We start from the raw sequence: 23390 nt of genomic DNA on the forward strand, positions 1-23390 counted from the left end.
TAGCGGACCGAGCCATGATCGGCAAAATCCACCCCGAATCTAGTGATTCCGTCTTAACAGGACCCCAACAGCTAGTCGGGGCCTTGCTGAGAATCGTTTAACTTCGGGGTGTAATAACCTGGAATCCCGACGTTTATGTGTCTGCAATCGTCAATTGTGCGGCTGCAAGTTTGGCAACGGGCACCCGGAACGGAGAGCAGGACACGTAGTCGAATCCGGCCGCGCGGCTGAAGGCAATCGAATCGGGGTCGCCACCATGTTCGCCGCAAATCGACAGGGTCACGCCCGGGCGCTGTGCCCGTCCGCGCTCGGCCCCAAGCAGCAGAAGCTCGCCCACGCCGTCTCGGTCCATGCGCTGGAACGGGTCTTCCACGTAGACACCCTGGTTGACATAGGCCGACATGAAACGACCCGCATCGTCGCGGCTGAGCCCATAGGTCATCTGCGTCAGGTCGTTGGTGCCGAAGGACAGGAAGGCGGCGTGCTCGGCAATCTCGCCCGCGCGCAGCGCCGCGCGCGGCGTTTCCACCATGACCCCGAGCCGATAGGTGAAGTTCACCCCGGTCTCGTTGCGCACGGCAGCCGCGACCGCATCGACGCGATCCTTGATCAGTTCCACCTCGCGCTTGGCGCTGACCAGCGGGATCATGATCTCGGGCACCACCGGTTCCTTGCCCTCGGAAGCTGCGACCGTGGCTTCGAAGATGGCGCGGGCCTGCATCTCGTAGATGCCCGGCACGGTGATGCCGAGCCGCACCCCGCGCATCCCCAGCATCGGGTTGAATTCCTGAAGGTTCTCGATGCGCGCGGCCACGCGGCTGACGGGCAGGTCCAGCGCCTCTGCCAGCGCGCGGATACCATCGCGGTCGCCGGGCAGGAATTCGTGCAGTGGCGGGTCGAACAGGCGGATGCAGACGGGATGACCTTCCATCAGCTTGAACAGCTCGATGAAGTCGCCGCGCTGCATGGGCAGGAGCCGTTCCAGCGCCGCGCGCCGGTCCTCGGCATCCTCGGCGAAGATCATCTCTCGCATCACCGTCAGGCGGATCGGGTCGAAGAACATGTGCTCGGTGCGGCACAGCCCGATCCCGTCCACGCCGAAGCGCTGCGCAAGGCGCGCATCCTCGGGTGTGTCGGCATTGGCGCGAATGCCGATGTCTCGCGCGGTATCGGCCCATTCCAGCAGCGTGGCGAAGGCCCCGCCCATGGCCGGTTCGATCATCCGGGCCGCGCCCACCAGCACTTCGCCCGAACTGCCGTCGATGGTGATGATGTCGCCCTCGTGAAAGACCTTGCGGCCCGGAACGGTGAGCGTCTTCTTGCGGTGATCGAGTTGCAGATCGGTGGCCCCCGACACGCAAGGCACACCCAGGCCCCGGGCAATCACGGCGGCGTGGCTGGTCATGCCGCCGCGTTCAGTCAGGATGCCTTCGGCGGCGTGCATGCCGCGGATGTCCTCGGGGCTGGTTTCCCGGCGCACCAGGATGCAGGGCTCGTTCTGGGCGGCAGCGGCCTGGGCGGCGGCCGCGGTGAAGACGATCTTGCCGGTGGCCGCACCGGGCGCGGCGGCGATGCCGCGGGTCAGCACGTCGCGCGCGGCGGAGGGGTTCACCTGCCGGTGCATCAGCTGGTTGAGCGTGAAGGGGGCGATCCGCATCAGCGCCTCTTCGCGCGGGATCACGCCCTCTTCGGCCAGATCGACGGCGATCTGCACTTCGGCGCGAGCCGTGCGGGGCACCTTGACCGCATCGAGAATGGCCAGCCGGCCCTCCATCAGGGTGAACTCGATCTGCATTTCCTCACGCAGGCGGGTGCGGATGAGATGCCCCGCCGCGCGCAGTTCGGCCACCTGATCGGGGCAGCGATCTTCGAGCGCGGTGCCGCGGCTGTCGGTCTCGATGAACTGGGCATCCGCTTCACTGAGCGCCGCGCGCCCCTGGCTTTGCGGCAGGTAGCGCCCGGTGATCTGCGCCAGCCCGGTTTCCGAGGACACGAATTGCACGACCCCCGCCCCGGTTTCTTCCTTGCCGATAGAAAGCGCCATGCGCTGCACGATCAGGCCAAGCCCCGCATCGGCGGGCGCGCCTTGCGCCTGGCGCAGAAGCCGGGCAGACGTGCCTTCCCAGGCCCGCGCCATGGAGCGCAGCACCTCGGTCAGCTGCGTGCCCACGTCCTGCGGGAAGGGTTCATCCATCTCGTCCTCGAAATGCGCCAGCGCAATGCGCGGCGTGATCGGGTCGGAAAAGAGATCCTCGTCGAGGCGCAGCACGTCGACCGCGTAGGAGCGGATGAAGGACAGGTAAAGCTGGTCGGCGGCGGATTGCCCATGCTCGGAGGCGATACGGGCGGCCACCGCGTCATTCATGCCGATATTGAGGATCGTGCCGGGCCCGCCCCAGTCGGCCGCCTGGCTGGAAGAGCGCACCGAGAGCAGGTCGCCGTCGGCGAAAATGTGGGTGAGTTTCTGGACATCGGGCACGCGCCCCTGGGCCAGTCCGCGCACGGTGTCGAAGGAAAGCGCAACCGAGAGCGGCACCGGCAGGTCGAGCCGCACAAGTCGCTGCAGGCACTTGGCGCGATTGCCGTGCATGTCCTTCGTGATCGGCGCTGTGGGCGTGATCTGGACGATATCGGGGTGCTGGGGCATCTTTTCGCGCTCGCAGAAAAACGGATGCGGGGACCATACAGCGGAATTTGCGCGGGTCCAGTGCAGTATGAGGGTCAGCCCTCTTTCGCCGCGTGCTGTCGCCCGCGGCGACCCGCGCGATCCGTGCCGGATCGCGGGTCATTTTCCGCGGCGGAAAATGCCCGGGGGCGCTGCCCCCGGACCCCCGGGATATTTTTGGAACAATGAGGGCGGGGTCAGCCTTCGATCCGCGAGAGGTCGGCGATCCGGGCGCAGCTTGCGGTGATCTCGTGCAGCAGGTTGAGGCGATTGCGGCGCAGGATCTCGTTCTCGTCATTGACCTGCACCGCCTCGAAGAATGCGTCGATCGGAGCGCGCAGGCCCGCCATCACCGCCATAGCGGCCGGGAAATCATCGGATTCCAGTGCGGGGGCGATAGCCTGACCTGCCTCGGACAGGGCAGCGAAAAGCGCTTTCTCCTCGGTCGTCTCGGCGAATTTCACGTCCGCGCCGAAGCGGTACTCGACCCCGTCCTTGGCTTCGGCCTGGGCAAGGATATTGGCCGCGCGCTTGTAGCCTTGCAGCAGGTTCGCGCCATCTTCGGACCCCAGGAAGGCCGACAGCGCCTCGGCCCGGCGCACGAGGCGTGCGAGGTCATCGGCGCCGGGCAGGGCCAGGCAGGCGTCGATCACGTCGTGGCGGATGCCTTCGCCCTTGAGATGCACCTTGAGCCGGTCATGGATGAAGCGCAGCAGGTCGTCTGAGGCGTCGGGCACCTTGTTTTCCAGCGCCAGCACGTCTTCGTGCAGGTCATCGAGACGATCCTTCAACGCATGGAAGGCCCCGCCGAAGACGCCATGTTCCGCGATTTCGCCCAGGAGCGCTTCGAGCGTGTCCTCATCCAGTGCCGCGTTCACCGCCGCCTCGATACGCACGAGCTGCGCGTCGATGAAGCGGTCGAGCGGCAAGCTCAGCCCGTTCGTAAGCACCAGGCGGATGACGCCAAGGGCCGCGCGGCGGAGCGCATAAGGGTCCTTGGAACCGGTGGGCTTTTCGTCAATGGCCCAGAAGCCCGCCAACGTGTCGAGCTTGTCGGCAAGGGCCACGGCGACCGACAGGGGCGCGGTCGGCACATCGTCCGAGGGCCCGAGCGGCGAGTAATGGTCCTGCGCGGCGGCGGCCACTTCGGCGGGATAGCCCGCGGCAGAGGCATAGTAGCGGCCCATCAGGCCCTGAAGCTCGGGGAATTCGTAAACCATCTCCGAGCTGAGATCGGCCTTGGCGATCCTGGCGGCGGTTTCGGCCTGGTCGGGATCGGCCCCCAGGGCGGGCGCCAGGTCGCGGGCCAGGGCCGCGATGCGGTCAATCCGGGCGGCCTGGGTGCCAAGCCGGTTGTGGAAGGTCACGTTTTCAAGGCTCCGCGTCCATTGCGCGATATCGGCCCTGGCCACGCGCAGGTCGTTTTCCCAGAAGAACTTGGCATCTGACAGGCGGGCGGCCAGAACCTTGCCATTGCCCGCAAGGATCGTGGCGCCGTGATCGGCGGTTTCGCGGTTGGCCACCGTGATGAAACGCTCGATGCGCCCCGTCGCGGGATTGCGGACCGAGAAGAACTTCTGGTGCTCGCGCATCGAGGTCTGCAGCACCTCGGGCGGCAGGGCGAGGAAATCGGCCCCGATCTCGCCCATCAGCACCACGGGCCATTCGACCAGCCCCGCGACCTCGGCCAGAAGGCCCTTGTCCTCGACCACTTCCAGCCCGGCGGCAAAAGCCATGTTGGTGGCGTCGTGCCAGATATGATCGGCCCGTTCTTCTGCTGAAAGCACAACATGGGCCTTCTTGAGCTTGGCGGCGTAGTCGTCGAAGCCGGACACGGAAAAGCGGCCCGGTGCCATGAAGCGGTGACCTTCGGTGGTGTCGCCGGTGGCAAGGCCATCGACGTCGAAGGGCACCATGCGCGCGCCGGCCTCATCCGACAGGATGCACAGGATCGAGTGCAGCGGGCGCACCCAGCGCAGCGGCCCTGCCCCCCAGCGCATGGACTTGGGCCAGGGGAAGTTGCGGATCGTGGCGGGAATGACCTCGGCCAGGATGTCTTCGGCGGGCCGGCCCGGCTTCACGATGGTGGCGAAATAGGTCTGGCCCTTCTTGTCGTCGCGAAGCTCCAGCTGGTCCTTGGTCAGGCCGGTCGCGCGCAGGAAGCCTTCCAGTGCTTTTTCCGGCGCATCGGCGCGCGGCCCCTTGCGTTCTTCGCTGAGCGTGGGGCTTTCAGCCGACAGGCCTTCCAGCGCCAGCACCAGGCGGCGCGGCGTGGAAAAGGCACCGGCACCTGCATATGTCAGGCCCGCCTCGACCAGCCCGTCGGTGACCAGTTTCTTCAGGTCCTCGGCAGCGCGGGCCTGCATCCGCGCGGGGATTTCCTCACTGAACAGTTCCAGCAGAAGATCGGGCATATCAGTTCCTCTCGGGCGCGGGCGGGCAGCCTGCCGGGGCAGGGTCGCCGTCATAGACCGCTTCCCCGCAATGGTTGATCTGGTGCCAGGCAAAGCCCCGGCCATCCTCGGTGACCAGCACGATGCGGTCGAAGCCAAAGACGAAGTTTTCTTCGCCAAGGAAGGCCATCGCGCGGCCGTCCTCCATCGCCTGCGTCAGCGCGCCCGCGTCGTAGCAGTCGAACCAGCCCGGGGTGTTGAGCGGGGTCGCCCCCTCATAGGGCTCGTAGGTCTCGCTCATCATCGCGAGGCTGAGCGGCGTGGTGAAACAGGCGCGAAAGCGCAGGGGCGAGGTGTCGGCGTCGATGGCCTGAAGGTCCGCGACCGGCAGCGGATCGGCCACGCCATCGAAGGTGGTGGCGCGGATCGTCAGCGCCCCGGCCGAGACGGGTTCGTAATAGGCATAGTTCTCGGTCCACCACAGCAGACCGCCGGCAACAACGCCCGACAGAACGATGAGAGAAGCCACGATCTTGCCCTTGTTCATGACGCGCCGCCGTTTTCCGGGGCAAAGCCCCCAGCCCCGGTCTGCACGAAGGCATCGGCACATTTCTTGGCCAGCGCCCGGACGCGACCGATATAGGCCTGGCGCTCGGTGACCGAGATCACGCCGCGCGCGTCCAGCAGGTTGAAGAGGTGGCTGGCCTTGATGCACTGGTCATAGGCCGGGTGCGCCATGATGATGCGCTTGCCGGTCTTGGGGTCTTCGTGCGGATGGGCCAGGATCGCTTCGCATTCGGCTTCGGCATCCTCGAAGTGGCGCAGAAGGATATCCGTCTCGGCGGTGTCGAAGTTGAAACGGCTGTATTCTTCCTCGGTCTGGCGGAACACGTCGCCATAGGTCAGCGCAATGGGCGCGTCGGGGTCGTTGAAGGGCATGTCCATCACGTGATCGACGCCCAGCACATACATCGCCAGCCGTTCCAGCCCGTAGGTCAGCTCGCCCGAGACCGGCCGGCAGTCATGGCCACCCACCTGCTGGAAATAGGTGAACTGGCTGACTTCCATGCCGTCGCACCAGACCTCCCAGCCCAGGCCCCAGGCGCCGAGTGTGGGGCTTTCCCAGTCATCCTCGACGAAGCGGATGTCGTGCAGGGCCATGTCGATCCCGATCGCTTCGAGCGAGCCGAGATAAAGCGCCTGAAGATCGGGCGGGCTCGGCTTGATCAACACCTGGTACTGGTAATAGTGCTGCAGCCGGTTCGGGTTCTCGCCGTAGCGCCCGTCCGTGGGGCGGCGCGAGGGCTGCACATAGGCTGCGGCCCAGGGCTGAGAGCCGAGGCTGCGCAGCGTCGTGGCCGGGTGGAAGGTGCCTGCGCCCACTTCCATGTCATAGGGCTGCATGATCGCACAGCCCTTGCCAGCCCAATAGGCCTGGAGCCGCAGGATGATCTCCTGAAAACTGCGCGGTTGCGTGCTGGTCTGGGCCATGGTTCTTCCCCGGGTCATGCAAGGCAGGGGTTCAATAGTAGCCCCCCCGGTGATGGTCAATTGGCCGAAGGCGGATATTTATGGTGCATCGGCTGTTCTGTCTGATAGTTTGCCGCCGATAAGGAACGGGCGAAGCCCGCAGGAAACATGGGGTTGAAGGAATGCAATTGGCCGCAAGCCGAATTTTTTTGTCACTTTTCCTCGTACTTGGTCTGGCCCTGTTTACGGGCACCGCTGCACAGGCGCAGGACCGGGTCTGGATCCAGATGGAGGCGCATCCCGATCTGGCCACCGCTGAGGGCCGCGTGCGCGCCTATGCGCAAATCCTCGACGGGGTGAACGGGTATCGCCTGCGCACGGGCTGGTATGCCATCGCGCTTGGGCCGTATAACCCCGCTGACGGGGAAAGGTTCCTCAACCAGCTGCGCGCGCAGGGCGCGATCCCGGGTGACAGCTACCTGGCCGAAGCCGAAATCTACCAGCAGCAGTTCTTCCCCATCGGCTCGAACTCGCTGGAGGTGACGGTGCCGCAGGCCCCCGCCATCACCGAGACCGCGGAACCGGCCGCCCCCGCGATCCCCGAGGAAACCGTAGCCGAGGCGCGCGCCAGCGAGGCACAGCTTGACCGCCCGGGCCGCGAGGCGCTGCAAATCGCGCTGCAATGGTTCGGCTTCTACAACTCCGGCATCGACGGGGCGTTCGGCCCCGGCACCCGTGGCGCAATGTCGGCCTGGCAGGCGGCACGGGGTTTCGAGGAAACCGGGGTTCTGACCACCCGGCAGCGGGCGCTGCTGATGGACAGCTACCAGGGCGAGCTTGACGCGCTTGGCATGCGGACCGTGCGCGACGAGCGGGCGGGCATCGAGATCGACCTGCCGCTGGCGATGGTCGAATTCGCCCGCTACGAGTTCCCCTTCGCCCAGTTCGACCCCGTTGACGGGTCCGGGGTGCAGGTGCTGCTGATCAGCCAGGAAGGCAGCGAAGCCACGCTTGGCGGGCTTTACGAGATCATGCAGACGCTCGAAATCGTGCCGCTGGAAGGCGAGCGCAACCGCCGGTCCTCCAGCTTCGTTCTGACGGGACAGTCCGACAGCCTGCGCAGTCACACCGTGGCGCGGCTGGAGGACGGCCAGATCAAGGGCTTCACCCTGGTCTGGACGCCCGAGCGTGACGCGCAGATGGCCCGGGTGCTGGAGATGATGGAAGACAGCTTCTCGACCTATGGCGGCACGTTGGACCCTGGCGCGGTCGACCCCGGCATGGAGCAGGGCGTGAACCTGATGGCCGGTCTTGAGGTGCGCCAGCCCGACCGGGCGCGCACCGGGTTCTACATCGACGGAACCGGCGCGGTGCTGACCACCGCCGAGGCGGTCCAGGCCTGCACGCGGGTTCTGGTCAATGACCGTTACGAGATGGAAGTGATCCATTCCGACGCGGCCCTTGGCCTCGCCGTGCTGCGCCCGACGCAGGCGCTTGCGCCGTCGACCTATGCGGGCTTCCTGTCGACCCCGGCCCGTCTGCGCACCGGCGTTGCCGTGGCAGGCTTCCCCTATGACGGGACGCTTGGCGCGGCTTCTCTGAACTTCGGCACGCTCGCCGATCTTCAGGGGCTGAACGGCGAGGATACGCTGGCGCGGCTGGAACTGGATGTGGAGCCGTCCGAGGCGGGTGCGCCCGTGCTGGATGCCACCGGTGCCGTCGTGGGCATGATCCTGCCCGAACCCGACATGGGCCGCGCCCTGCCCGACGGCGTGACCTTCGCCCTGCGCGGCGACCGCATGGCCGAGTTCCTGGGCCAGGCGGGCGTGGGGCTGACCAGCGCCCCGGTGACCGCCGAGCCACTGACGCGCAACGCGCTGGCCCGCTACGGCAGCGACCTGGCGGTTCTGGTGACCTGCTGGAACTGAGCCGGGGCCATAGCTGAACAGGGGGCGGTCCGGTTTCGGGCCGCCCTTTTTCATGCGCCGGGACTGCCGGGGTCAGCCGCGCCAGAACTGGGTGGTGAAGAGCACGAAGACCGCCATCAACTCCAGCCGGCCGATTAGCATCGACACGGTCAGGATCCACTTGGCGGTATCGTTGAGATTGGTGAAGGTCCCCGCAGGCCCGATCTCGGGCCCGAGGCCCGGGCCGATATTGGCCAGCGCCGTCGCTGCCCCCGACACCGAGGTCACGAAATCGAGCCCGGTCAGCGCCAGCAGGATCGAGACAACGCCGAAGCTGACGAAGAACATCACGAAGAAGGCCATGACCGAGGACAACACTTCCTCGCTGACCTTGCGGCCCTCGTAGCGCGGTTCGAACACGCCGTGCGGGGCGTAAAGCCTGCGCAACTGCGTCGAGATCGACGCTAGCAGCAACTGGTAGCGGAAGACCTTGATGGAGCAGGCGGTCGAGCCCGCGCAGCCGCCGATGAGGCCGATGAAGAAGAAGACCACCACCGCGATGGCCCCCCATTCCTGGTAATCGACACTGGCATAGCCGGTGCCCGAGATGATCGAGGTGACGTTGAAGATCGCCTCTCGGAACCCGTGTTCGAGGTGGTCGCCATTGACCACCAGGCGATAGATCGAGAAGAACACGACAAGGGTCAGGATCGTCGCGAGATAGGCGCGCACCTGGGTATCGACGAAGATCGGCCGCGCGCTGCCCGCCAGAAGCTGCACGAAACGCACGAAGGGCAGGCTGGCCAGGATCATGAAGATCGAAGCCGCGTATTCCATCGGCCCCTGGAACGCGCCGAAGGACTGGTCGGTCGTCGAAAACCCGCCGGTCGACACGGTGGTCATGGAATGCACGATGGCCTCGAAGGCCGACATGCCAAGCGCGGCGTAGGTAATGGCGCAGATCACCGTCAGGCCCAGGTAGATCACCGAAATCTGCTGCGCGATCTCACCTGCCCGGGGCAGGATCTTGCCCATCGTGTCGAAGGCTTCCGATTTGAAGATCTGCATGCCGCCCACGCGCAGTTCGGGCAGGAAGACCATCGCCACGACAATGATCCCGACGCCGCCGAACCATTGCAGCATGCCGCGCCACATCAGGATGCCCTCGGGCCGCGTGTCGAGCCCGGTCAGCACGGTCGAGCCCGTGGTTGTCATGCCCGACATCGCCTCGAACAGCGCATCGACGAAAAGCTCGCCCCCTTCGCCGAACATGAAGGGCAGCGCGCCGAACAGCGGCAGCGCCGTCCACACGCCGGTGGTCAGAAGAAAGGTCTGCTGGATGCTGAGCCTCTGACCCACCCCGTTGGCGCAGGCCAGCGCCACGAGGCCTCCGGTCAGCGCGGTGATGATCGCGCTTTCGAAGAAGGCGGGCCAATGACCGTTGTCGTAATAGATATCGACCGCCATGGGCACCAGCATGGTCAGCCCAAGCACGAGGACGAGGAGTCCGGTCACATATCCGACGGGCCTGATGTCATACATGGGGCGAACCGTTGGCCTGCACCGCTGCCCCTGTCAACCGCCCATAATGCGGGCGGCAGGACGGATGCGCCGGGCGGCGCACCCGGTCAAGCCGGTCTCAGATATAGAGGATGTCGCGGAAGACGTGGCGATAGATATCGTCGCGCATCAGCCCCATCTCGGCCAGTTCGGCATCGGATTTCGCCTCCAGGCGCTCGATCTCGCCCATGCGCGACCGGGCCACGGTATAGGCGGTCATGCCACGAGCAAAGCTGGATCCGATCCGGGCCAGACCGGCGCGCAGGGCGGAAAAGAGGCCGGAAAAGAGGCCGGCAGGTGCGTGCGAAAACTCAACAGAAGCCATGTGCTGTCCTTTCGGTAGAAGGTTGGCTTCCTCCCTTGCCGAAAAAGGTAGACCCTGCTGACCTATAAGCCAAATGCCGATCTGGAAGCCCCGCCTTGCACGGGGCGCAGGGCTCAGCCCACGTGGAAGAGCGTCTGGAAGAGCTTGGGATCAAGGCTCTGCGCCGCGAAGGTCTCGCCCTCGGTCAGCACGCTGACGGCATCGTGGCTGTGCAGGCTTTCCTGGTGGCTGGCCACGACGCGGAAATCACCCACTCGTGGCTCGTCATGCAGGGCCTGCGCAAAGAGCCGCGCGGCGTCTTCCACGAAGATCGGGTTGGCGGCGTTGAGTTCTGCAAAGGCCTGCTCGTCCTCGCGCTTGACCATCACCTGGGTCTCCGTGGGCACCGCCTTGCGGGCCAGTTCCACCAGGTCCTCGAACCACAGGCAGGCACCGCCTTCGGCCAGTTCGACCGAGATGCGCGCGACCGAGCGCTGCGAATGCGGCGTGGCCAGCTGGCCCCGCGTTTCGCGGGCGTGCTCGCTCAGCTCCAGCGAACAGGGGCAGGTCGAACTGTAGACATAGTCGAGATGCATGATCTTGCGGCGGGTGCCACCCTGCTCGATCAATTCAAGCGCGATGTCGTAATACTGGTAGCCCGACAGGCCCGAGCGCAGGCTTTCGATCTTCATGGGGAAGGAAAAACGCATCTGGATGCGCGCGTCGAAGCTTTCGAGGTCGGACTTGTAGGCATCGAGCGCGGCCTCCATCACCTCGAAGCTGAAGGTGCGTTCGGCATGCTGGTAGAAGCTGCGCATGATGCGCGACATGTTGATGCCCTTCTTCTCGGCCTCCAGGCTCACCGTGCCGGTGACCGAGGTTTCGAGCGTGAGGTCGCCATTGTCGCGGGTGTGGTAGCGGATGGGCAGACGGAAATTGGAAATGCCAACGTGCTGGATCACCCGCTTTTGCCCCTTGATCAGCGACGCGGGGCCGTTCTGAAGGTCGGGCAGGCCCGCCTTGTAATCGGCATCGGCGGTGAAATCATGCGGGTAGTCGCGGCGAAAGACCGGGTAATCTGGCGTATTGCGCAGCAGGCGGCGGGCCTCGGGGTCGAGCGCGGCAAGCTCCGCTTCGGAGGCCGAGCGCGCCCAGGCCTTCAGCACCTTGAGCGCCTGTGCCGCTTCCTCGCTGTCCGGCGCGATGCCGTTATCCTTGATGCGCAGGTTCATGTCGCTGCCTTCCCCGGGGGTCGAGACTGCCAATATGGGCCAGCCCCACCCGCTTTCCAAGTTGTTCCAACATATCAGATACGCAGGCGGGCGTCAGACGGATCATTTCAAAACGGCACGATTGCGCCCGGCTGCGTCTTTCCGGGCGGCCCTCACGGGCGGTTGCAATTTTCTTGCAAAGAAAATTGACAAATCCCGTCCACGGGATTTGCCCCCCGCTCAGCCCGCGCGGTAGCGGCTGACGAAGTTGCGCAGCACCCGTTCGGGCACGGTGATCTCTTCGGCAAGGCAGGCGGCGGTCAGGCTGTCGGCCTCGTCGGGGTGGAAATAGCCCTTGCCGCTGTAAATGCGGATCCGGGTGGCAAAGCTTTGCCCGTCCGCCTCGGGGTGGAACTGGGTGGCGTAGACGTTCTGCCCGTAGCGGATCATCTGGAAGGGGCAGCTTTCGGCCGCCGCAAGATGCACCGCGCCGGGGGGCAGGGCCTGCACAGCCTCCTTGTGGCCCACCAGGGCGCGGAAGGTCCGGGGCAACCCGTCGAACAGCGGATCGGCAGCGCCTTCGTCAGACAAGGTGCAATCCACCCCGCCGATGGCCTCGCCATAGCGCGCCTTGCTGACCTCGCCGCCCAGGTGATGGGCCAGGATGCCAAGCCCGTAACAGCAGCCCATGAAGGGCACGTCGCCCTCGGTGATGCGTGGCATCAGGCCGAGGATTTCCGCCTCGATCTTGGCTTCCTGCGGGGTCTTGTCCTCGGGCGCGTCCGACACGCAGCCGGGCCCGCCCCCAACGATGACGCCCGAATAATCAGCCAGCACCAGACCGCCGGGAAGGTCACGCTGGTCGAGCCGGATGCGATGCACCTCGTCCGGCGACAGCCCGCCCTTGGCGAGGAAGCTGTTGAATTCCTCGTCGGCGGCCTCGTCCTCGGGGCGCAGTTGCAGGATCAGAAAGGGTTTCATGCTGCCCGTTCTAACGCAGGTTTCAGGTCCTTCGCCATGCGGTAATTGTGCAAGGTCACGCCGTGGCGCGTGACGTCCTGCCTTGGACCGTCCTGCCAGCCCTGTTTCAGGAAGAACCGGCGGGCAAGCACACTGGCATCGGTGCTGAGCCGGTCGAGCCCCTGCCGCAGGGCGCAGCGTTCCAAAAGGCCACAGAGCATCGCCGCGACCCCCTGCCCCTGCCAGTCGGGCGAAACATAGGCGAGGTCGAGATAGCCTGTTCCGGGCAGTAGCGTCATGAACCCGGCGGGGTCCCTGCCCGCCCAGGCCACCAGCGTCACGGTCCTGGTCAGCCGCGCGTCCCAGTCCGGCCCCCGCAGGGGCGCAGGGCTCCAGGCCACACGTTGCGCTTCATCATAGGCCCCAACCGTGCCCTCGTGCACCGCACGGTGGAGGACCTGCCCCAGCAGATCGCCCTCGCCTGCCCGGAAGCGGCGGATCGTGATCTCGCTCATCGCGCAGCGGCCAGCGCCTGGCCCAGGTCCGCGATGAGATCATCTGCATCTTCCAGCCCGATGGACAGCCGCAAGAGACCGTCGGAGATGCCAAGGCCTGCGCGCTGCTCCGGCGTCAGGCGTTGGTGCGTCGTGGTTGCAGGATGGGTGATGATCGACTTGGCATCGCCGAGATTGTTGGAAATCACGATGATCCGAAGGGCATTGAGCAGCTTGAACGCGGCGGCCTTGCCGCCTTCAAGCTCCAGCGCGACCATCGTGCCGCCGGCCTCCATCTGGGCACGGGCCAGCCCGTGTTGCGGGTGATCGGACAGGAACGGGTGGATGACGCGGGCCAGCCCGGGCTGGCCTTGCAGCGCGGTGGCCACCTTCAGCGCGCTGTGGGCCTGGGCGCGCACGCGCAGGTCCATCGTTTCCAGCGACTTCAGCATGACCCAGGCATTGAAGGGCGAAAGCGATCCGCCGGTGTGCTTCATGTAAGGCTCCACCACCTTGCGGATGAACTGGCGGGTGCCGCAGATGACGCCGCCCAGGCAGCGCCCCTGCCCGTCGATATGCTTGGTTGCGGAATAGACGATGACATCGGCACCCAGATCGCCCGAGCGTTGCAGAACCGGCGTGGCAAAGACGTTATCGACCACGACAAGCGCGCCCACGGCATGGGCGAGATCGCTGACCGCGCGGATGTCGATCACTTCCAGCGTCGGGGTCGACATCGACTCGAAGAAGACGGCCTTGGTGTCGGGCCGGATCGCCGCGCGCCACTGGTCCAGATCGGTCCCATCGACGAAGGTGACCTCGACTCCGTAGCGGGTCAGCACCTCTTCGAGGATGTAGAGGCAGGACCCGAAGAGCGCGCGTGCCGAGACGACGTGATCGCCCGCGCGCAGCATGGAGGTCAGCGCGCCATTCACGGCGGCCATGCCGCTGGCGGTGGCGAAGGCGTCTTCTGTGCCCTCCAGCGCCGCGATGCGTTCCTCGAACATGCGCACGGTGGGGTTGCCGTAGCGGGCATAGATGAACTCGTCATCGCCGGATTCGATGAACCGCGCCTCGGCCTGCTCGGCGGTCTCGTAGACGAAGCCCTGGGTGAGGAAGATCGCCTCGCTCACCTCTCCGTACTGGCTGCGGCGGGTGCCGCCATGAACGGCGCGGGTGCGGGGCTTGGCGTCGGCGGGAAGCTGTTTGGGGCCCAAACTCATTCTGTCTCTCTCGTCTCCTGGTGGCCCGGGGCAAGAAAAAACCCCGAACCGGTCAACGGTCGGGGGCAAGAGCCGATACTGGCGCTGCTCGACCTCTTTAGCGGCTTGTTTAACGTGGCCCGCAATCCGGTGAACAAATCGCCACGATGGGCACCCGATACGCCAGCCCGGCCCGGCTGGCAAGGGCTTTCGACATCGCCGGGCCGGCGCAGGTGGCGTTGCGAAAGGCGTGACAAGCCCGACCCGGACCGATTATGCACATCCCCGACGATCCGGGCTGAGGCCCGGTCAAGGATGACAGATCAAGGCGATTTCACATGGCAGACCTTTTTACCATCGAGAACCTCGGCAACCTCGTCATGCTGTGCTTTTTGCAGGCGGTCCTGGGCTTCGACAACCTTCTCTCCATCTCGATCGAGAGCCAGCGCGCACCCGCGGCCCAACAGAAATCGGTGCGTTTCTGGGGCATCATCATCGCCGTGGCGCTGCGGGTCGTGCTGCTCTTTACCATGATCCAGCTGATCGAGCGGCTGTCCGAACCCTTCTTCGTCTTCGACTGGACCGGGGTGCTGGAAGGCGGGGTGAACTTCGCGACCTGCGTGTTCGTCTTCGGGGGCGTCTTCATCATGTACACGGCCGTCAAGGAAATCGGACACCTTCTGTCGATGCATGATTTCGACCATGAAGGGGCTGAAAAGTCCGGAAAATCCGCCGTTCAGGTGGTGACGCTGATCGTACTGATGAACCTGATCTTCAGCTTCGACTCGGTCCTGTCTGCACTGGCCATCACCGATGTGTTCCCGGTTCTCGCCGCCGCGATCCTGATTTCGGGTGGGGCGATGCTGTTGCTGGCAGACGGCGTGACCGCCTTCATCGAAAAGAACCGGATGTACGAGGTTCTGGGTCTCTTCATCCTGCTGATCGTGGGCGTCGTGCTGCTTGGCGAGGCGGGTGTGGCTGCCGAACATGCCACCCACGATCCGGCCATGGCCATCCACATCTTCGGCTACGCGCTGATCCCGATGTCCAAGACCACTTTCTACTTCGCGGTCGTCGTGCTCTTTGCCGTGGAATTCCTGCAAACCGGCTACAAGCGCAAGCTGGACGCCGAGCGCGCGCGCGGCGCGCAGGCGGAAACCGTCCCGGTGCACGATTCCCGTCACTGACATCTGGTTTTTGCGCCCCGGCGTGCTTATCCTCTTGCTGTCGAAAGGGGTTGTGCATGAGTTCCAATGGTTTGCAGGGAGTCGCCTTCGTTGCGCTCGTGGTCATTATCGTGATGGCCATCTTCGGTGGTTTCGGGGCGGTCTGAGATGGGCAAGAGATATGGCGGAAAGTTCAGCCCGGACCCGGCCAGCACCGAGGTGACAGCCCCCGAGGCCCCCACGGTCGAGGCCAGCTTTCGGGGCCGCGCGCCCGCGCGCTACGGCGCGCGCATCAACATCCTTTTCATCCTGCCGCTGCTGGTGATGGCCACGGTCTTTTTCCAGCCTGTCACCGAGATGATCACCGATATCGCGGGGGGGGCCGTTCTGTTGCTGGCGGCGTGGCTTCTGCGCGACGGGGTTCGGGCCGAGGACGCATATAACGAACGCAAGGTGGCCCGCCGCCCGGCGATCCCGCGCAAGATCTTTTCCTCGGTGCTGACCGGGGTAGGCGTGGGCCTGCTGATCTTCGGCGGCCAGTGGACGGTGTTGAACGCGAGCCTCGTGGGCGTGCTGGCGGCAGCGCTTCACGCCTTCGCCTTCGGGATCGACCCTTTGCGCGACAAGGGGCTGGAGGGTGTCGACCATTTCCAGACCGACCGCGTGGCGCGCAAGATCGAAGAGGCCGAGGCCATGCTGTCGGCAATGTCGGATGCCATCCTGAGGGCGGGCGACCGGCAGCTGGAAACCCGCGTCGAAAGCTTTCAGGCCACCGCACGCGAGATGTTCCGCACCGTCGAGGAAGACCCGCGCGACCTGACCCAGGCCCGCAAGTACCTGACCGTCTATCTCAAGGGAGCCCGCGACGCGACGGTCAAGTTCGCCGATCTTTACGCGCGCGACCGCGACCCGGCCGTGCGCACCGATTACGTCGCCCTTCTGGACGACCTTGAAACCAATTTCGCCGCTCGCACCAAGCGCCTTCTGGTGACAGACCGCAGCGATCTCGATGTCGAGATCGAGGTGCTTCGCGACCGGCTGAACCGTGATAATCTGCATATTGAGACATAAGGACCATCACCCATGAGCGATACGATCCGTCAACAGGCCGAAGCCGCCGCGCAGCTGGTCGATGAAATCAATGCCGTCGTGCTGCCCGAGCCGTCGACCGAGCTTGTGCCGCTGGCCGAGGCTTCGGCCCCCACGGCCGAGGAAATCCGCACCCGGATGGCCGAACTCGACATGACCGACACCAATTCCATCGTCACCTTCGGCTCGAACGCACAGGCCGAATTGCAGACGATCAGCCAGGCCATGCTCGATGGTGTGAAGAACAAGGATGTGGGCCCGGCGGGCAACTCCTTGCGCGAAATCGTGGGCACGATCCGGGGCTTTTCCGTCGACGAGCTTGATCCGGGCCGCAAGCGCAGCTGGTGGGAGCGGCTCTTCCGCAAAGCCAAGCCGGTGCATGACTTCATCGCGCGCTACGAGGATGTGCAGGGCCAGATCGACCGGATTACCGACGAACTGCTGGCTCATGAACACACGCTGATGAAGGACATCAAGTCGCTCGATCAGCTGTATGACAAGACCCTGAACTTCTACGACGAACTGGCGCTTTACATCGCGGCAGGCGAAGAGAAGCTGAAGGAGCTGGACGAGGAAACCATCCCGGCGAAAGAGGCCGAGGTGGCCGCTGCGCCGGAAAACGAGCAGGTGATGAAGGCGCAGGAACTGCGCGACCTGCGCGCTGCGCGCGACGACCTGGAACGCCGGGTCCATGACCTCAAGCTCACCCGGCAGGTGACGATGCAGTCACTGCCCTCGATCCGGCTGGTGCAGGAAAACGACAAGTCGCTGGTCACCAAGATCAACTCCACCCTCGTCAACACCGTGCCACTGTGGGAAACCCAACTGGCGCAGGCGCTGACCATCCAGCGCTCGACGCAGGCCGCGCAGGCGGTGCGCGAGGCCAATGACCTGACCAATGAACTGCTCAAGTCGAATGCCGCAAACCTGCGCGAATCCAACAAGATGGTGCGCGAGGAAATGGAACGTGGTGTCTTCGACATCGAAGCCGTAAAGCAGGCCAATGCCGATCTCATCGCCACCATCGAGGAAAGCCTTGCGATCGCCGACGAAGGCAAGCGCCGCCGCGCCGAGGCCGAGGCGGAGATGATCAAGATGGAACACGAGCTGCGCGACACGCTGGCTTCGGCCACGGCGCGCCGCGACGGGGTTGGCGACAACGTGGGCACCGCGGTGCCGCCGCAAGGCTGACAGGACAGGAGGCACGCGCGCCCATGCGCAAGGCCCACATCGCATCCCTGGCAGTGGCCGCCCTGGCGGCCCTGTCGGCCTGCGAACAGGTTTCTCCGCCCCCGTCCACGGGCGGCGGCGGGCCTGTCGTGGCGCCGCCTTCGGTCGAGCCATCTGCCGAGAGCCTGGCCTATGCGCGCTACTACGCAGGCGTGCAGCAGCGGCTTTTGACCCAGGGGCTCCTGCGCACCGATGGCGGCGGGCCCGACACGCCGATCATCGCGCGCAACCTGGTGGCCAATTTCGAGCGCATCGCGCTTTACAACGAATACACCCTGTCGGGCGGGCGCTTCGTGGCGCAGCAGACGCCCGCGACGCTGCGCCGGTGGGAACGCCCCGTGCGCTTGCAAGCGCATTTCGGCGCGTCGGTGCCAGAGGACACGCGGGACAGGGATCGGGCGGAACTGGCGCGCTATGCCGACCGGCTGTCGGGCGCGACCGGGCATTCCATCCGCGCCGTGGGCTCGGGTGGCAATTTCCACGTGCTCTATCTCAACCGGGACGAGCAGCGCGCCGCAGGCCCCCTGCTGCGCCGGATCATGCCCAATATTTCCGAGGGCACGATCCGCGAGATCACCAGCCTGCCCCGGCACGAGTTCTGCGCGGTCTACTCGATTTCCAATGCCGACGCCCCGAATGTCTATGTCTCGGCCATCGCCTTCGTGCGCACCGAGCATCCCGACCTTCTGCGCCGCTCCTGCGTGCACGAGGAAGTGGCCCAGGGGCTTGGCCTGCCCAATGACAGCCCGGTGGCGCGCCCCTCGATCTTCAACGACGACGAAGAGTTCGCCCTGCTGACCACCCATGACGAGATGCTGCTGCGCATGCTCTACGATTCCCGGCTCCGCCCCGGCATGACCCCCGACGAGGCCCGTCCGACGCTGCAAGTGCTTGCAGACGGGCTGCTCGGTGGGCCAAGCTGACCGCAGCGGTCTGATTTTCAAAGGAGGACCACATGTCCATTTTCGATTTCCTCTCCGGCCAGTTCATTGATGTCATCCACTGGACCGACGACACCCGCGACACGATGGTCTGGCGCTTCGAACGCCATGGCCACGAGATCAAGTACGGCGCCAAGCTGACGGTGCGTGAGGGCCAGACCGCGGTGTTCATCCACGAGGGCCAGCTGGCCGACGTGTTCACCCCCGGCCTCTACATGCTCGAAACCAACAACATGCCGATCATGACCAGCCTTCAGCACTGGTCCCACGGCTTCCAGTCGCCCTTCAAGTCCGAAATCTACTTCGTCTCGACCAACCGCTTCACCGACCTCAAGTGGGGCACCAAGAACCCGATCATGCTGCGCGACCCGGAATTCGGGCCGACCCGCATCCGCGCCTATGGCACCTATACCGTCAAGGTGAAGGACGCAGGCCGCTTCATGACCGAGATCGTGGGCACCGATGGCGAATTCACCACCGACGAGGTCACCTCGCAGATCCGCAACATCATCGTGCAGGAGTTTTCCCGCGTGATCGGCGGCTCGGGCATCCCGGTGCTGGACATGGCGGGCAATACCCACGACCTGGGCCAGATCATGGCCGAGCGCATTTCGGCCACCATCGACCAGTATGGGCTGGAGCTGCCCGAGCTTTACATCGAGAACATCAGCCTGCCGCCCGCAGTGGAAGCCGCGCTCGACAAGCGCACCTCGATGGGCGTCGTGGGCGATCTGAACAAGTATACCCAGTTCTCGGCGGCCGAAGCGATGACCGCCGCCGCTTCGAACCCCGGTGGGGGAGAAGCCGCCGCTGGCATGGGGCTCGGCATGGGCATGGCCATGGCCAACCAGATGGCCAACGCGATGAACCCCGGTCCCTGGGGCGCCGCGCAGGCGCAACCGCAAGCGGCCGCCGTTCCGCCGCCGCCGCCGGTGGAACATGTCTGGCACACCGCCGAAAACGGCCAGACCAAGGGCCCCTTCTCCAAGGCTGACCTCGGCCGCATGGCCTCGGCGGGCGAGCTGAAGCGCGAAACCTATGTCTGGACCCAGGGGCAGGACGGCTGGAAGAAGGCCGAGGACGTGGCCGAACTGGCACAGCTCTTTACCGTCATGCCGCCGCCACCGCCCCCGGGCGTGTAAGGCGCGACGGAATTCCCGTCCGGCCCCGTGAAAGGGCCGGACGTTTTCATTTCAGAGGGACATCTCATGTCACAAAGCTCCGGTTATTCCCGCCTCCAGATCGCTCTTCACTGGCTCATCGCCCTGCTGATCGTCGCCGCCTGGGTCACCCATGACGCGATGGAGCAAGCCTTCGAAACCCGCCTGGAAACCGGAATCCTTTCACCCAACCCGCATGCCATCCTTGGCCTTGCGGTCTTTGTCCTGGTCCTGATCCGCATCGTGGTGCGCCATCGCCAAGGCGCACCGGGCCCGGTGCCCGGGTCCTCTCCCCTTGCCGCCGCCGCCGCGCATTGGGGGCACCGGCTGCTCTACGCACTGATGGTGCTGACCCCGATCGGAGGGGCGGTCACCTGGTTCGGCGGGATCGAGGCGCTTGGCGAAGGGCATGAGCTTCTGGGCAATGCGCTGATGATCGTGGCCCTTGGGCACGCGGTCGTGGCCATTGTTCACCAGCTGCTGCTGAAGGATGGAACCATGACGCGGATGACGCGCCCGGGGGCCTGATCGCCCCGGGCCGCCCATTGCGCTTGAAAACCGCCTTGCCGCGTCGGAAGATGGGGCAAGGATTCCCAAGCGATTTCAGACCAACATGAGCGATTTGCCCCCTGCCCCGCCCGGATCCGGGTCCAGCCCCGACCCGGACCGGCCCGAAACACCGCCCCCCGCCGCCAGCGAGGAGCACCGTTTCCCCTGCGACCAGTGCGGCGCCGATTTCCGCTTCGACCCCGAGGCGGGCAAGCTCATCTGCGACCATTGCGGCAACGAGAAGGATTACGAGGACGTCGACCTGCCCGAGATCCGCGAGATGGATTTCGAAGCGGCGCTGCGCTCGGGGCTCGATGCCGCCGAGATGGAAGAAACGCGCGTCACGGCCTGCCCCAATTGCGGCGCGCAAGTCGAAGTCAGTTCCGATATCCATTCCACCGAATGCCCCTTCTGCGCCACGCCCGTGGTGACCGACACCGGCACGCATCGCCATATCAAGCCCAAGGGCGTATTGCCCTTCCAGCTGGAAGAACGCGCCGCGCACAAGGCGATGACCGACTGGCTGGGGCGGCTGTGGTTCGCGCCGAGCGGTCTTAAGGAATACGCCCGCCAGGGCCGCCGGCTCGACGGGATTTACGTGCCCTACTGGACCTATGACGCGCAGACGCGCTCGACCTACCAGGGCCAGCGCGGCACGGTCTATTACGTCACCCGCACCGTGACCCGCGACGGCAAGCCTACCACCGTGCGCGAACAGCGCATCCGCTGGACCAATGTCTCGGGCCGCGTGGCCCGCTTCTTCGACGACATCCTGATCCTGGGCTCGCGCTCTTTGCCCAAGCGTTACACCGACGGGCTGGCGCCCTGGGACCTGGGCGCGCTGCAACCCTACCAGCCGCATTACCTGGCGGGGTTCCGGGCTGAGGGCTACACCGTCGATGTCGAGGAAGGTTTTGACGAGGCGCGCGAGGTGATGGACGCGCAGATCCGCCGCGACATCAATGCCGATATCGGCGGCGACCGCCAGCGCATCAGCCATGTCAACACCAACGTGTCCGAGATCACTTTCAAGCATGTTCTGCTGCCGGTGTGGATGGCGGCCTATCGCTACAAGGGCAAGAGCTATCGCTTCGTCGTGAACGGCCAGACCGGCCGGGTGCAGGGCGAACGGCCCTGGTCGGCGGTCAAGATCGCCATCGCCGTCATCATCGGTCTCGCGCTGGCGGCAGGCGCGGCCTATCTCTACTCGATGGCCCAGAAATGAGCGACGCCGAGGCCCTCTCGCGGATCCTTGCGGCGCGCTATTCCTGCCGCGCCTTCCGACCCGACCCGCTGCCCATGGCCCTCATCGAAGAGATCGTGGCCGAGGCCCGGAAAGTGCCAAGCTGGTGCAACGCCCAGCCCTGGCAGCTGGTGGTGACGAGCGCGCCCGAGACCGATCGCCTGCGCAGCGAACTGGCCCAGGAAATGACCCGCGCCAGCCACACCCCCGACATCCCCTTCCCCGAGCGCTATAGCGGCATCTACAAGGCGCGCCGGTCGACCTGCGGCTGGCAGCTCTACGATGCGGTTGGGGTTGAAAAGGGCGACCGCGACGGCTCGCACCGGCAGATGATGGAGAATTTCCGCTTTTTCGGGGCTCCGCATGTGGCGGTCCTGACCAGCGCGGCCGAGCTTGGCCCCTATGGTCTCGTCGATTGCGGCGGCTTCCTCAGCGCGCTGACGCTGGCCGCCGCCGCGCGCGGGGTCGCCACGATCCCGCAGGCCGCACTGGCCAGCCACGCGCCCTTCCTGCACCGCTTCTTCGAGTTGCCCCAGGAACGCACGGTCGTCTGCGTCGTCAGCTTGGGACGCGCCGATGAGGCGCATCCCGCCAACAGCTTCCGCACCGAGCGCGCAGAGATGGGTGAGGTCCTGCGTTGGCAGGGCTAGGGCGCAGCCAAAATTCCCACACGGAATTTTGACGGGATCCGCGCCGGATCCCGGGCCCCGCGCCCGGCCCTATCCCTTCTTCACGGCGATCTTGCGCGCCGCGGGGGCCTCCGGCGCGCTCTTGGCCACCGTGATCGTCAGGACCCCATCCTTCAGGTCCGCCCCCACCTTGCCCGCATCCGCATCGGGCGGCAGGCGGAAGCTGCGCGAGAAGGCCCCGTATTGCCGCTCGCTGAAATACCAGGTCTCGCCCGTTTTCTCGCGGCTGGATGTCTTCTCACCCTTCACGGTCAGCACGCCGTCATGCACGCTTACCTCGATATCCTTGTCCTCGACGCCGGGAAGCTCCAGCACCACCCGGTAGCTTGCCGCATCGACCGATGCCTCGGAAGCCGGGGCAAACCAGTCGGCAACCTGTCGGCCCATGGTGCGGAAAGGCTCGAAGACCGACGGCCATCCGCCCGATGTATGCGTTGTCTCAACCATTGCGCTTCTCCTTTCTCAGCCCTCGGGGGCATCCCCCCGACAGGGGCCTCATCTTCTGTCCACGCGCCCGGATTCGCCTTGATTTGCGTCAAGATTTCCGCACTGTCGCGCCTGTCAACGAAAGGAGATCCCCCATGCGTGCCCTCATCCAACGTGTCAGCGAGGCTGCGGTCCGCGTCGATGGCCAGGTCATCGGCCAGACCGGCCCCGGGCTTCTGGTCCTGGTCTGCGCCATGCAGGGCGATGCCGAGGCCCAGGCCGACGCGCTGGCGGGCAAGATTTCCAGGCTGCGCATCTTCCAGGACGACGCAGGCAAGATGAACCGGTCGATCCTCGACATCGGCGGCTCCGCCCTCGTGGTCAGCCAGTTTACGCTCGCCGCCGACACGTCGCGCGGCAACCGACCCGGCTTCTCCACTGCCGCGCCCCCGGCCGAGGGCGAGCGCCTCTACACCCATTTCGCCAGGGAACTGGCCGCCCTGGGCATCGCAACCGAAACCGGGCGCTTCGGGGCAGACATGAAGGTCTCGCTCGTCAATGACGGGCCCGTCACGATCTGGATCGACACAGAGGCCGGCTGACGCGGCCTGCCACTTCTTCTTTGTCCCAAATACCCCCGCCGGAGGCATCCCGCCCGGGCAACCCGCACAACCCACGACGTGATGCGACGCCGGCTCCGCCTGTCCGTGGCAACGCGGACCGACGAAGGC

Annotated in this window: 21 protein-coding genes and 1 riboswitch; of the genes, 10 read left to right on the plus strand and 11 right to left on the minus strand. The window is 65.6% G+C overall.

The window, feature by feature from the left end:
* Positions 1-133: 133 nt before the first annotated feature.
* From ACEQXV_RS01625 to ACEQXV_RS01640, 4 genes are all read right to left on the minus strand, one after another.
* Positions 134-2647, minus strand: a complete 2514-nt coding sequence (locus tag ACEQXV_RS01625) for a putative PEP-binding protein (RefSeq protein WP_370267578.1) — start codon at positions 2645-2647, stop codon at positions 134-136.
* A gap of 215 nt (positions 2648-2862) precedes the next feature.
* Complete coding sequence (gene glyS / locus ACEQXV_RS01630; RefSeq protein WP_370267580.1) at positions 2863-5079, minus strand: glycine--tRNA ligase subunit beta; 2217 nt, start codon at positions 5077-5079, stop codon at positions 2863-2865.
* 1 nt (position 5080) lies between these two features.
* Positions 5081-5605: a DUF6446 family protein gene (locus ACEQXV_RS01635; RefSeq protein WP_370267582.1), complete on the minus strand. Its 525-nt coding sequence runs from the start codon at positions 5603-5605 to the stop codon at positions 5081-5083.
* Positions 5602-6549, minus strand: coding sequence for a glycine--tRNA ligase subunit alpha (locus tag ACEQXV_RS01640; RefSeq protein WP_370252356.1), 948 nt, complete (start codon positions 6547-6549; stop codon positions 5602-5604). The genes ACEQXV_RS01635 and ACEQXV_RS01640 overlap by 4 nt, the downstream gene beginning before the upstream one ends.
* Positions 6550-6737: 188 nt before the next feature.
* Here ACEQXV_RS01640 and ACEQXV_RS01645 point away from each other — a divergent pair, with 188 nt between their 5' ends.
* A complete protein-coding gene (locus ACEQXV_RS01645) occupies positions 6738-8456 on the plus strand; it encodes a serine protease (RefSeq protein ID WP_370267584.1) in 1719 nt (572 codons plus the stop codon).
* Positions 8457-8528: 72 nt separating this feature from the next.
* Here the strand turns inward: ACEQXV_RS01645 and ACEQXV_RS01650 are convergent, their stop codons facing one another.
* The 6 genes from ACEQXV_RS01650 to metZ all read right to left on the minus strand — a co-directional run bounded on the left by ACEQXV_RS01650 (position 8529) and on the right by metZ (position 14187).
* Positions 8529-9977, minus strand: a complete 1449-nt coding sequence (locus tag ACEQXV_RS01650; RefSeq protein ID WP_370267586.1) for a TrkH family potassium uptake protein — start codon at positions 9975-9977, stop codon at positions 8529-8531.
* A 97-nt stretch (positions 9978-10074) separates the two neighbouring features.
* Positions 10075-10320 carry a hypothetical protein gene (locus ACEQXV_RS01655; protein ID WP_370252359.1) on the minus strand — a complete coding sequence of 82 codons (246 nt, stop codon included), beginning with the start codon at positions 10318-10320 and terminating at the stop codon, positions 10075-10077.
* Between the two features lie 113 nt (positions 10321-10433).
* Positions 10434-11531 (minus strand): GTP cyclohydrolase FolE2, encoded by a 1098-nt coding sequence (gene folE2, locus ACEQXV_RS01660; RefSeq protein ID WP_370252361.1) that lies wholly within the window; start codon positions 11529-11531, stop codon positions 10434-10436.
* Positions 11532-11750: 219 nt separating this feature from the next.
* Complete coding sequence (locus tag ACEQXV_RS01665; RefSeq protein WP_370252362.1) at positions 11751-12491, minus strand: glutamine amidotransferase; 741 nt, start codon at positions 12489-12491, stop codon at positions 11751-11753.
* Positions 12488-12985, minus strand: a complete 498-nt coding sequence (locus ACEQXV_RS01670; RefSeq protein WP_370267588.1) for a GNAT family N-acetyltransferase — start codon at positions 12983-12985, stop codon at positions 12488-12490. The genes ACEQXV_RS01665 and ACEQXV_RS01670 overlap by 4 nt, the downstream gene beginning before the upstream one ends.
* A complete protein-coding gene (gene metZ, locus ACEQXV_RS01675) occupies positions 12982-14187 on the minus strand; it encodes an O-succinylhomoserine sulfhydrylase (protein WP_370267590.1) in 1206 nt (401 codons plus the stop codon). Before metZ ends, ACEQXV_RS01670 begins: the two co-directional genes overlap by 4 nt.
* A gap of 76 nt (positions 14188-14263) precedes the next feature.
* Positions 14264-14342, minus strand: a riboswitch (SAM riboswitch).
* 162 nt (positions 14343-14504) lie between these two features.
* Here metZ and ACEQXV_RS01680 point away from each other — a divergent pair.
* The 8 genes from ACEQXV_RS01680 (at position 14505) to ACEQXV_RS01715 (ending at position 22194) form a co-directional block, all read left to right on the plus strand.
* Complete coding sequence (locus ACEQXV_RS01680) at positions 14505-15353, plus strand: TerC family protein (RefSeq protein WP_370267591.1); 849 nt, start codon at positions 14505-14507, stop codon at positions 15351-15353.
* A gap of 147 nt (positions 15354-15500) precedes the next feature.
* Complete coding sequence (locus ACEQXV_RS01685) at positions 15501-16403, plus strand: 5-bromo-4-chloroindolyl phosphate hydrolysis family protein (protein ID WP_370267592.1); 903 nt, start codon at positions 15501-15503, stop codon at positions 16401-16403.
* 12 nt (positions 16404-16415) lie between these two features.
* Positions 16416-17612, plus strand: coding sequence for a toxic anion resistance protein (locus ACEQXV_RS01690; protein WP_370267594.1), 1197 nt, complete (start codon positions 16416-16418; stop codon positions 17610-17612).
* 23 nt (positions 17613-17635) lie between these two features.
* Positions 17636-18574, plus strand: coding sequence for a DUF2927 domain-containing protein (locus tag ACEQXV_RS01695; RefSeq protein WP_370267595.1), 939 nt, complete (start codon positions 17636-17638; stop codon positions 18572-18574).
* Between the two features lie 32 nt (positions 18575-18606).
* Positions 18607-19734 (plus strand): SPFH domain-containing protein, encoded by a 1128-nt coding sequence (locus ACEQXV_RS01700; protein ID WP_370267596.1) that lies wholly within the window; start codon positions 18607-18609, stop codon positions 19732-19734.
* Between the two features lie 66 nt (positions 19735-19800).
* The gene (locus tag ACEQXV_RS01705) at positions 19801-20280 is read left to right on the plus strand and encodes a cytochrome b (RefSeq protein WP_370252887.1); all 480 of its coding nucleotides are present in this window, start codon (positions 19801-19803) and stop codon (positions 20278-20280) included.
* Positions 20281-20365: 85 nt separating this feature from the next.
* The gene (locus ACEQXV_RS01710; protein ID WP_370252886.1) at positions 20366-21526 is read left to right on the plus strand and encodes a TFIIB-type zinc finger domain-containing protein; all 1161 of its coding nucleotides are present in this window, start codon (positions 20366-20368) and stop codon (positions 21524-21526) included.
* The gene (locus ACEQXV_RS01715) at positions 21523-22194 is read left to right on the plus strand and encodes a nitroreductase family protein (protein ID WP_370267598.1); all 672 of its coding nucleotides are present in this window, start codon (positions 21523-21525) and stop codon (positions 22192-22194) included. The genes ACEQXV_RS01710 and ACEQXV_RS01715 overlap by 4 nt, the downstream gene beginning before the upstream one ends.
* A 69-nt stretch (positions 22195-22263) precedes the next feature.
* Here the strand turns inward: ACEQXV_RS01715 and ACEQXV_RS01720 are convergent, their stop codons facing one another.
* Positions 22264-22680, minus strand: a complete 417-nt coding sequence (locus ACEQXV_RS01720) for an Hsp20/alpha crystallin family protein (protein ID WP_370267599.1) — start codon at positions 22678-22680, stop codon at positions 22264-22266.
* Positions 22681-22814: 134 nt separating this feature from the next.
* Here ACEQXV_RS01720 and dtd point away from each other — a divergent pair, with 134 nt between their 5' ends.
* Positions 22815-23261: a D-aminoacyl-tRNA deacylase gene (dtd, locus tag ACEQXV_RS01725; protein ID WP_370252880.1), complete on the plus strand. Its 447-nt coding sequence runs from the start codon at positions 22815-22817 to the stop codon at positions 23259-23261.
* The last annotated feature ends 129 nt before the right edge of the window (positions 23262-23390 follow it).

The sequence above is a fragment of the Nioella sp. genome (assembly GCF_964229645.1).
Taxonomy (GTDB): Bacteria; Pseudomonadota; Alphaproteobacteria; order Rhodobacterales; family Rhodobacteraceae; genus Nioella.

Coding starts and splice junctions, on each gene's coding strand:
- glyS (WP_370267580.1), bottom strand. CDS start 5,079: ATGCCCGATCTTCTGCTGGAACTGTTCAGTGAGGAAATCCCCGCGCGG.
- ACEQXV_RS01640 (WP_370252356.1), bottom strand. CDS start 6,549: ATGGCCCAGACCAGCACGCAACCGCGCAGTTTTCAGGAGATCATCCTG.
- ACEQXV_RS01635 (WP_370267582.1), bottom strand. CDS start 5,605: ATGAACAAGGGCAAGATCGTGGCTTCTCTCATCGTTCTGTCGGGCGTT.
- ACEQXV_RS01655 (WP_370252359.1), bottom strand. CDS start 10,320: ATGGCTTCTGTTGAGTTTTCGCACGCACCTGCCGGCCTCTTTTCCGGC.
- ACEQXV_RS01690 (WP_370267594.1), top strand. CDS start 16,416: ATGAGCGATACGATCCGTCAACAGGCCGAAGCCGCCGCGCAGCTGGTC.
- ACEQXV_RS01680 (WP_370267591.1), top strand. CDS start 14,505: ATGGCAGACCTTTTTACCATCGAGAACCTCGGCAACCTCGTCATGCTG.
- ACEQXV_RS01720 (WP_370267599.1), bottom strand. CDS start 22,680: ATGGTTGAGACAACGCATACATCGGGCGGATGGCCGTCGGTCTTCGAG.
- ACEQXV_RS01670 (WP_370267588.1), bottom strand. CDS start 12,985: ATGAGCGAGATCACGATCCGCCGCTTCCGGGCAGGCGAGGGCGATCTG.
- ACEQXV_RS01650 (WP_370267586.1), bottom strand. CDS start 9,977: ATGTATGACATCAGGCCCGTCGGATATGTGACCGGACTCCTCGTCCTC.
- ACEQXV_RS01665 (WP_370252362.1), bottom strand. CDS start 12,491: ATGAAACCCTTTCTGATCCTGCAACTGCGCCCCGAGGACGAGGCCGCC.
- ACEQXV_RS01695 (WP_370267595.1), top strand. CDS start 17,636: ATGCGCAAGGCCCACATCGCATCCCTGGCAGTGGCCGCCCTGGCGGCC.
- ACEQXV_RS01715 (WP_370267598.1), top strand. CDS start 21,523: ATGAGCGACGCCGAGGCCCTCTCGCGGATCCTTGCGGCGCGCTATTCC.
- ACEQXV_RS01700 (WP_370267596.1), top strand. CDS start 18,607: ATGTCCATTTTCGATTTCCTCTCCGGCCAGTTCATTGATGTCATCCAC.
- metZ (WP_370267590.1), bottom strand. CDS start 14,187: ATGAGTTTGGGCCCCAAACAGCTTCCCGCCGACGCCAAGCCCCGCACC.
- ACEQXV_RS01685 (WP_370267592.1), top strand. CDS start 15,501: ATGGGCAAGAGATATGGCGGAAAGTTCAGCCCGGACCCGGCCAGCACC.
- folE2 (WP_370252361.1), bottom strand. CDS start 11,531: ATGAACCTGCGCATCAAGGATAACGGCATCGCGCCGGACAGCGAGGAA.
- dtd (WP_370252880.1), top strand. CDS start 22,815: ATGCGTGCCCTCATCCAACGTGTCAGCGAGGCTGCGGTCCGCGTCGAT.
- ACEQXV_RS01625 (WP_370267578.1), bottom strand. CDS start 2,647: ATGCCCCAGCACCCCGATATCGTCCAGATCACGCCCACAGCGCCGATC.
- ACEQXV_RS01710 (WP_370252886.1), top strand. CDS start 20,366: ATGAGCGATTTGCCCCCTGCCCCGCCCGGATCCGGGTCCAGCCCCGAC.
- ACEQXV_RS01705 (WP_370252887.1), top strand. CDS start 19,801: ATGTCACAAAGCTCCGGTTATTCCCGCCTCCAGATCGCTCTTCACTGG.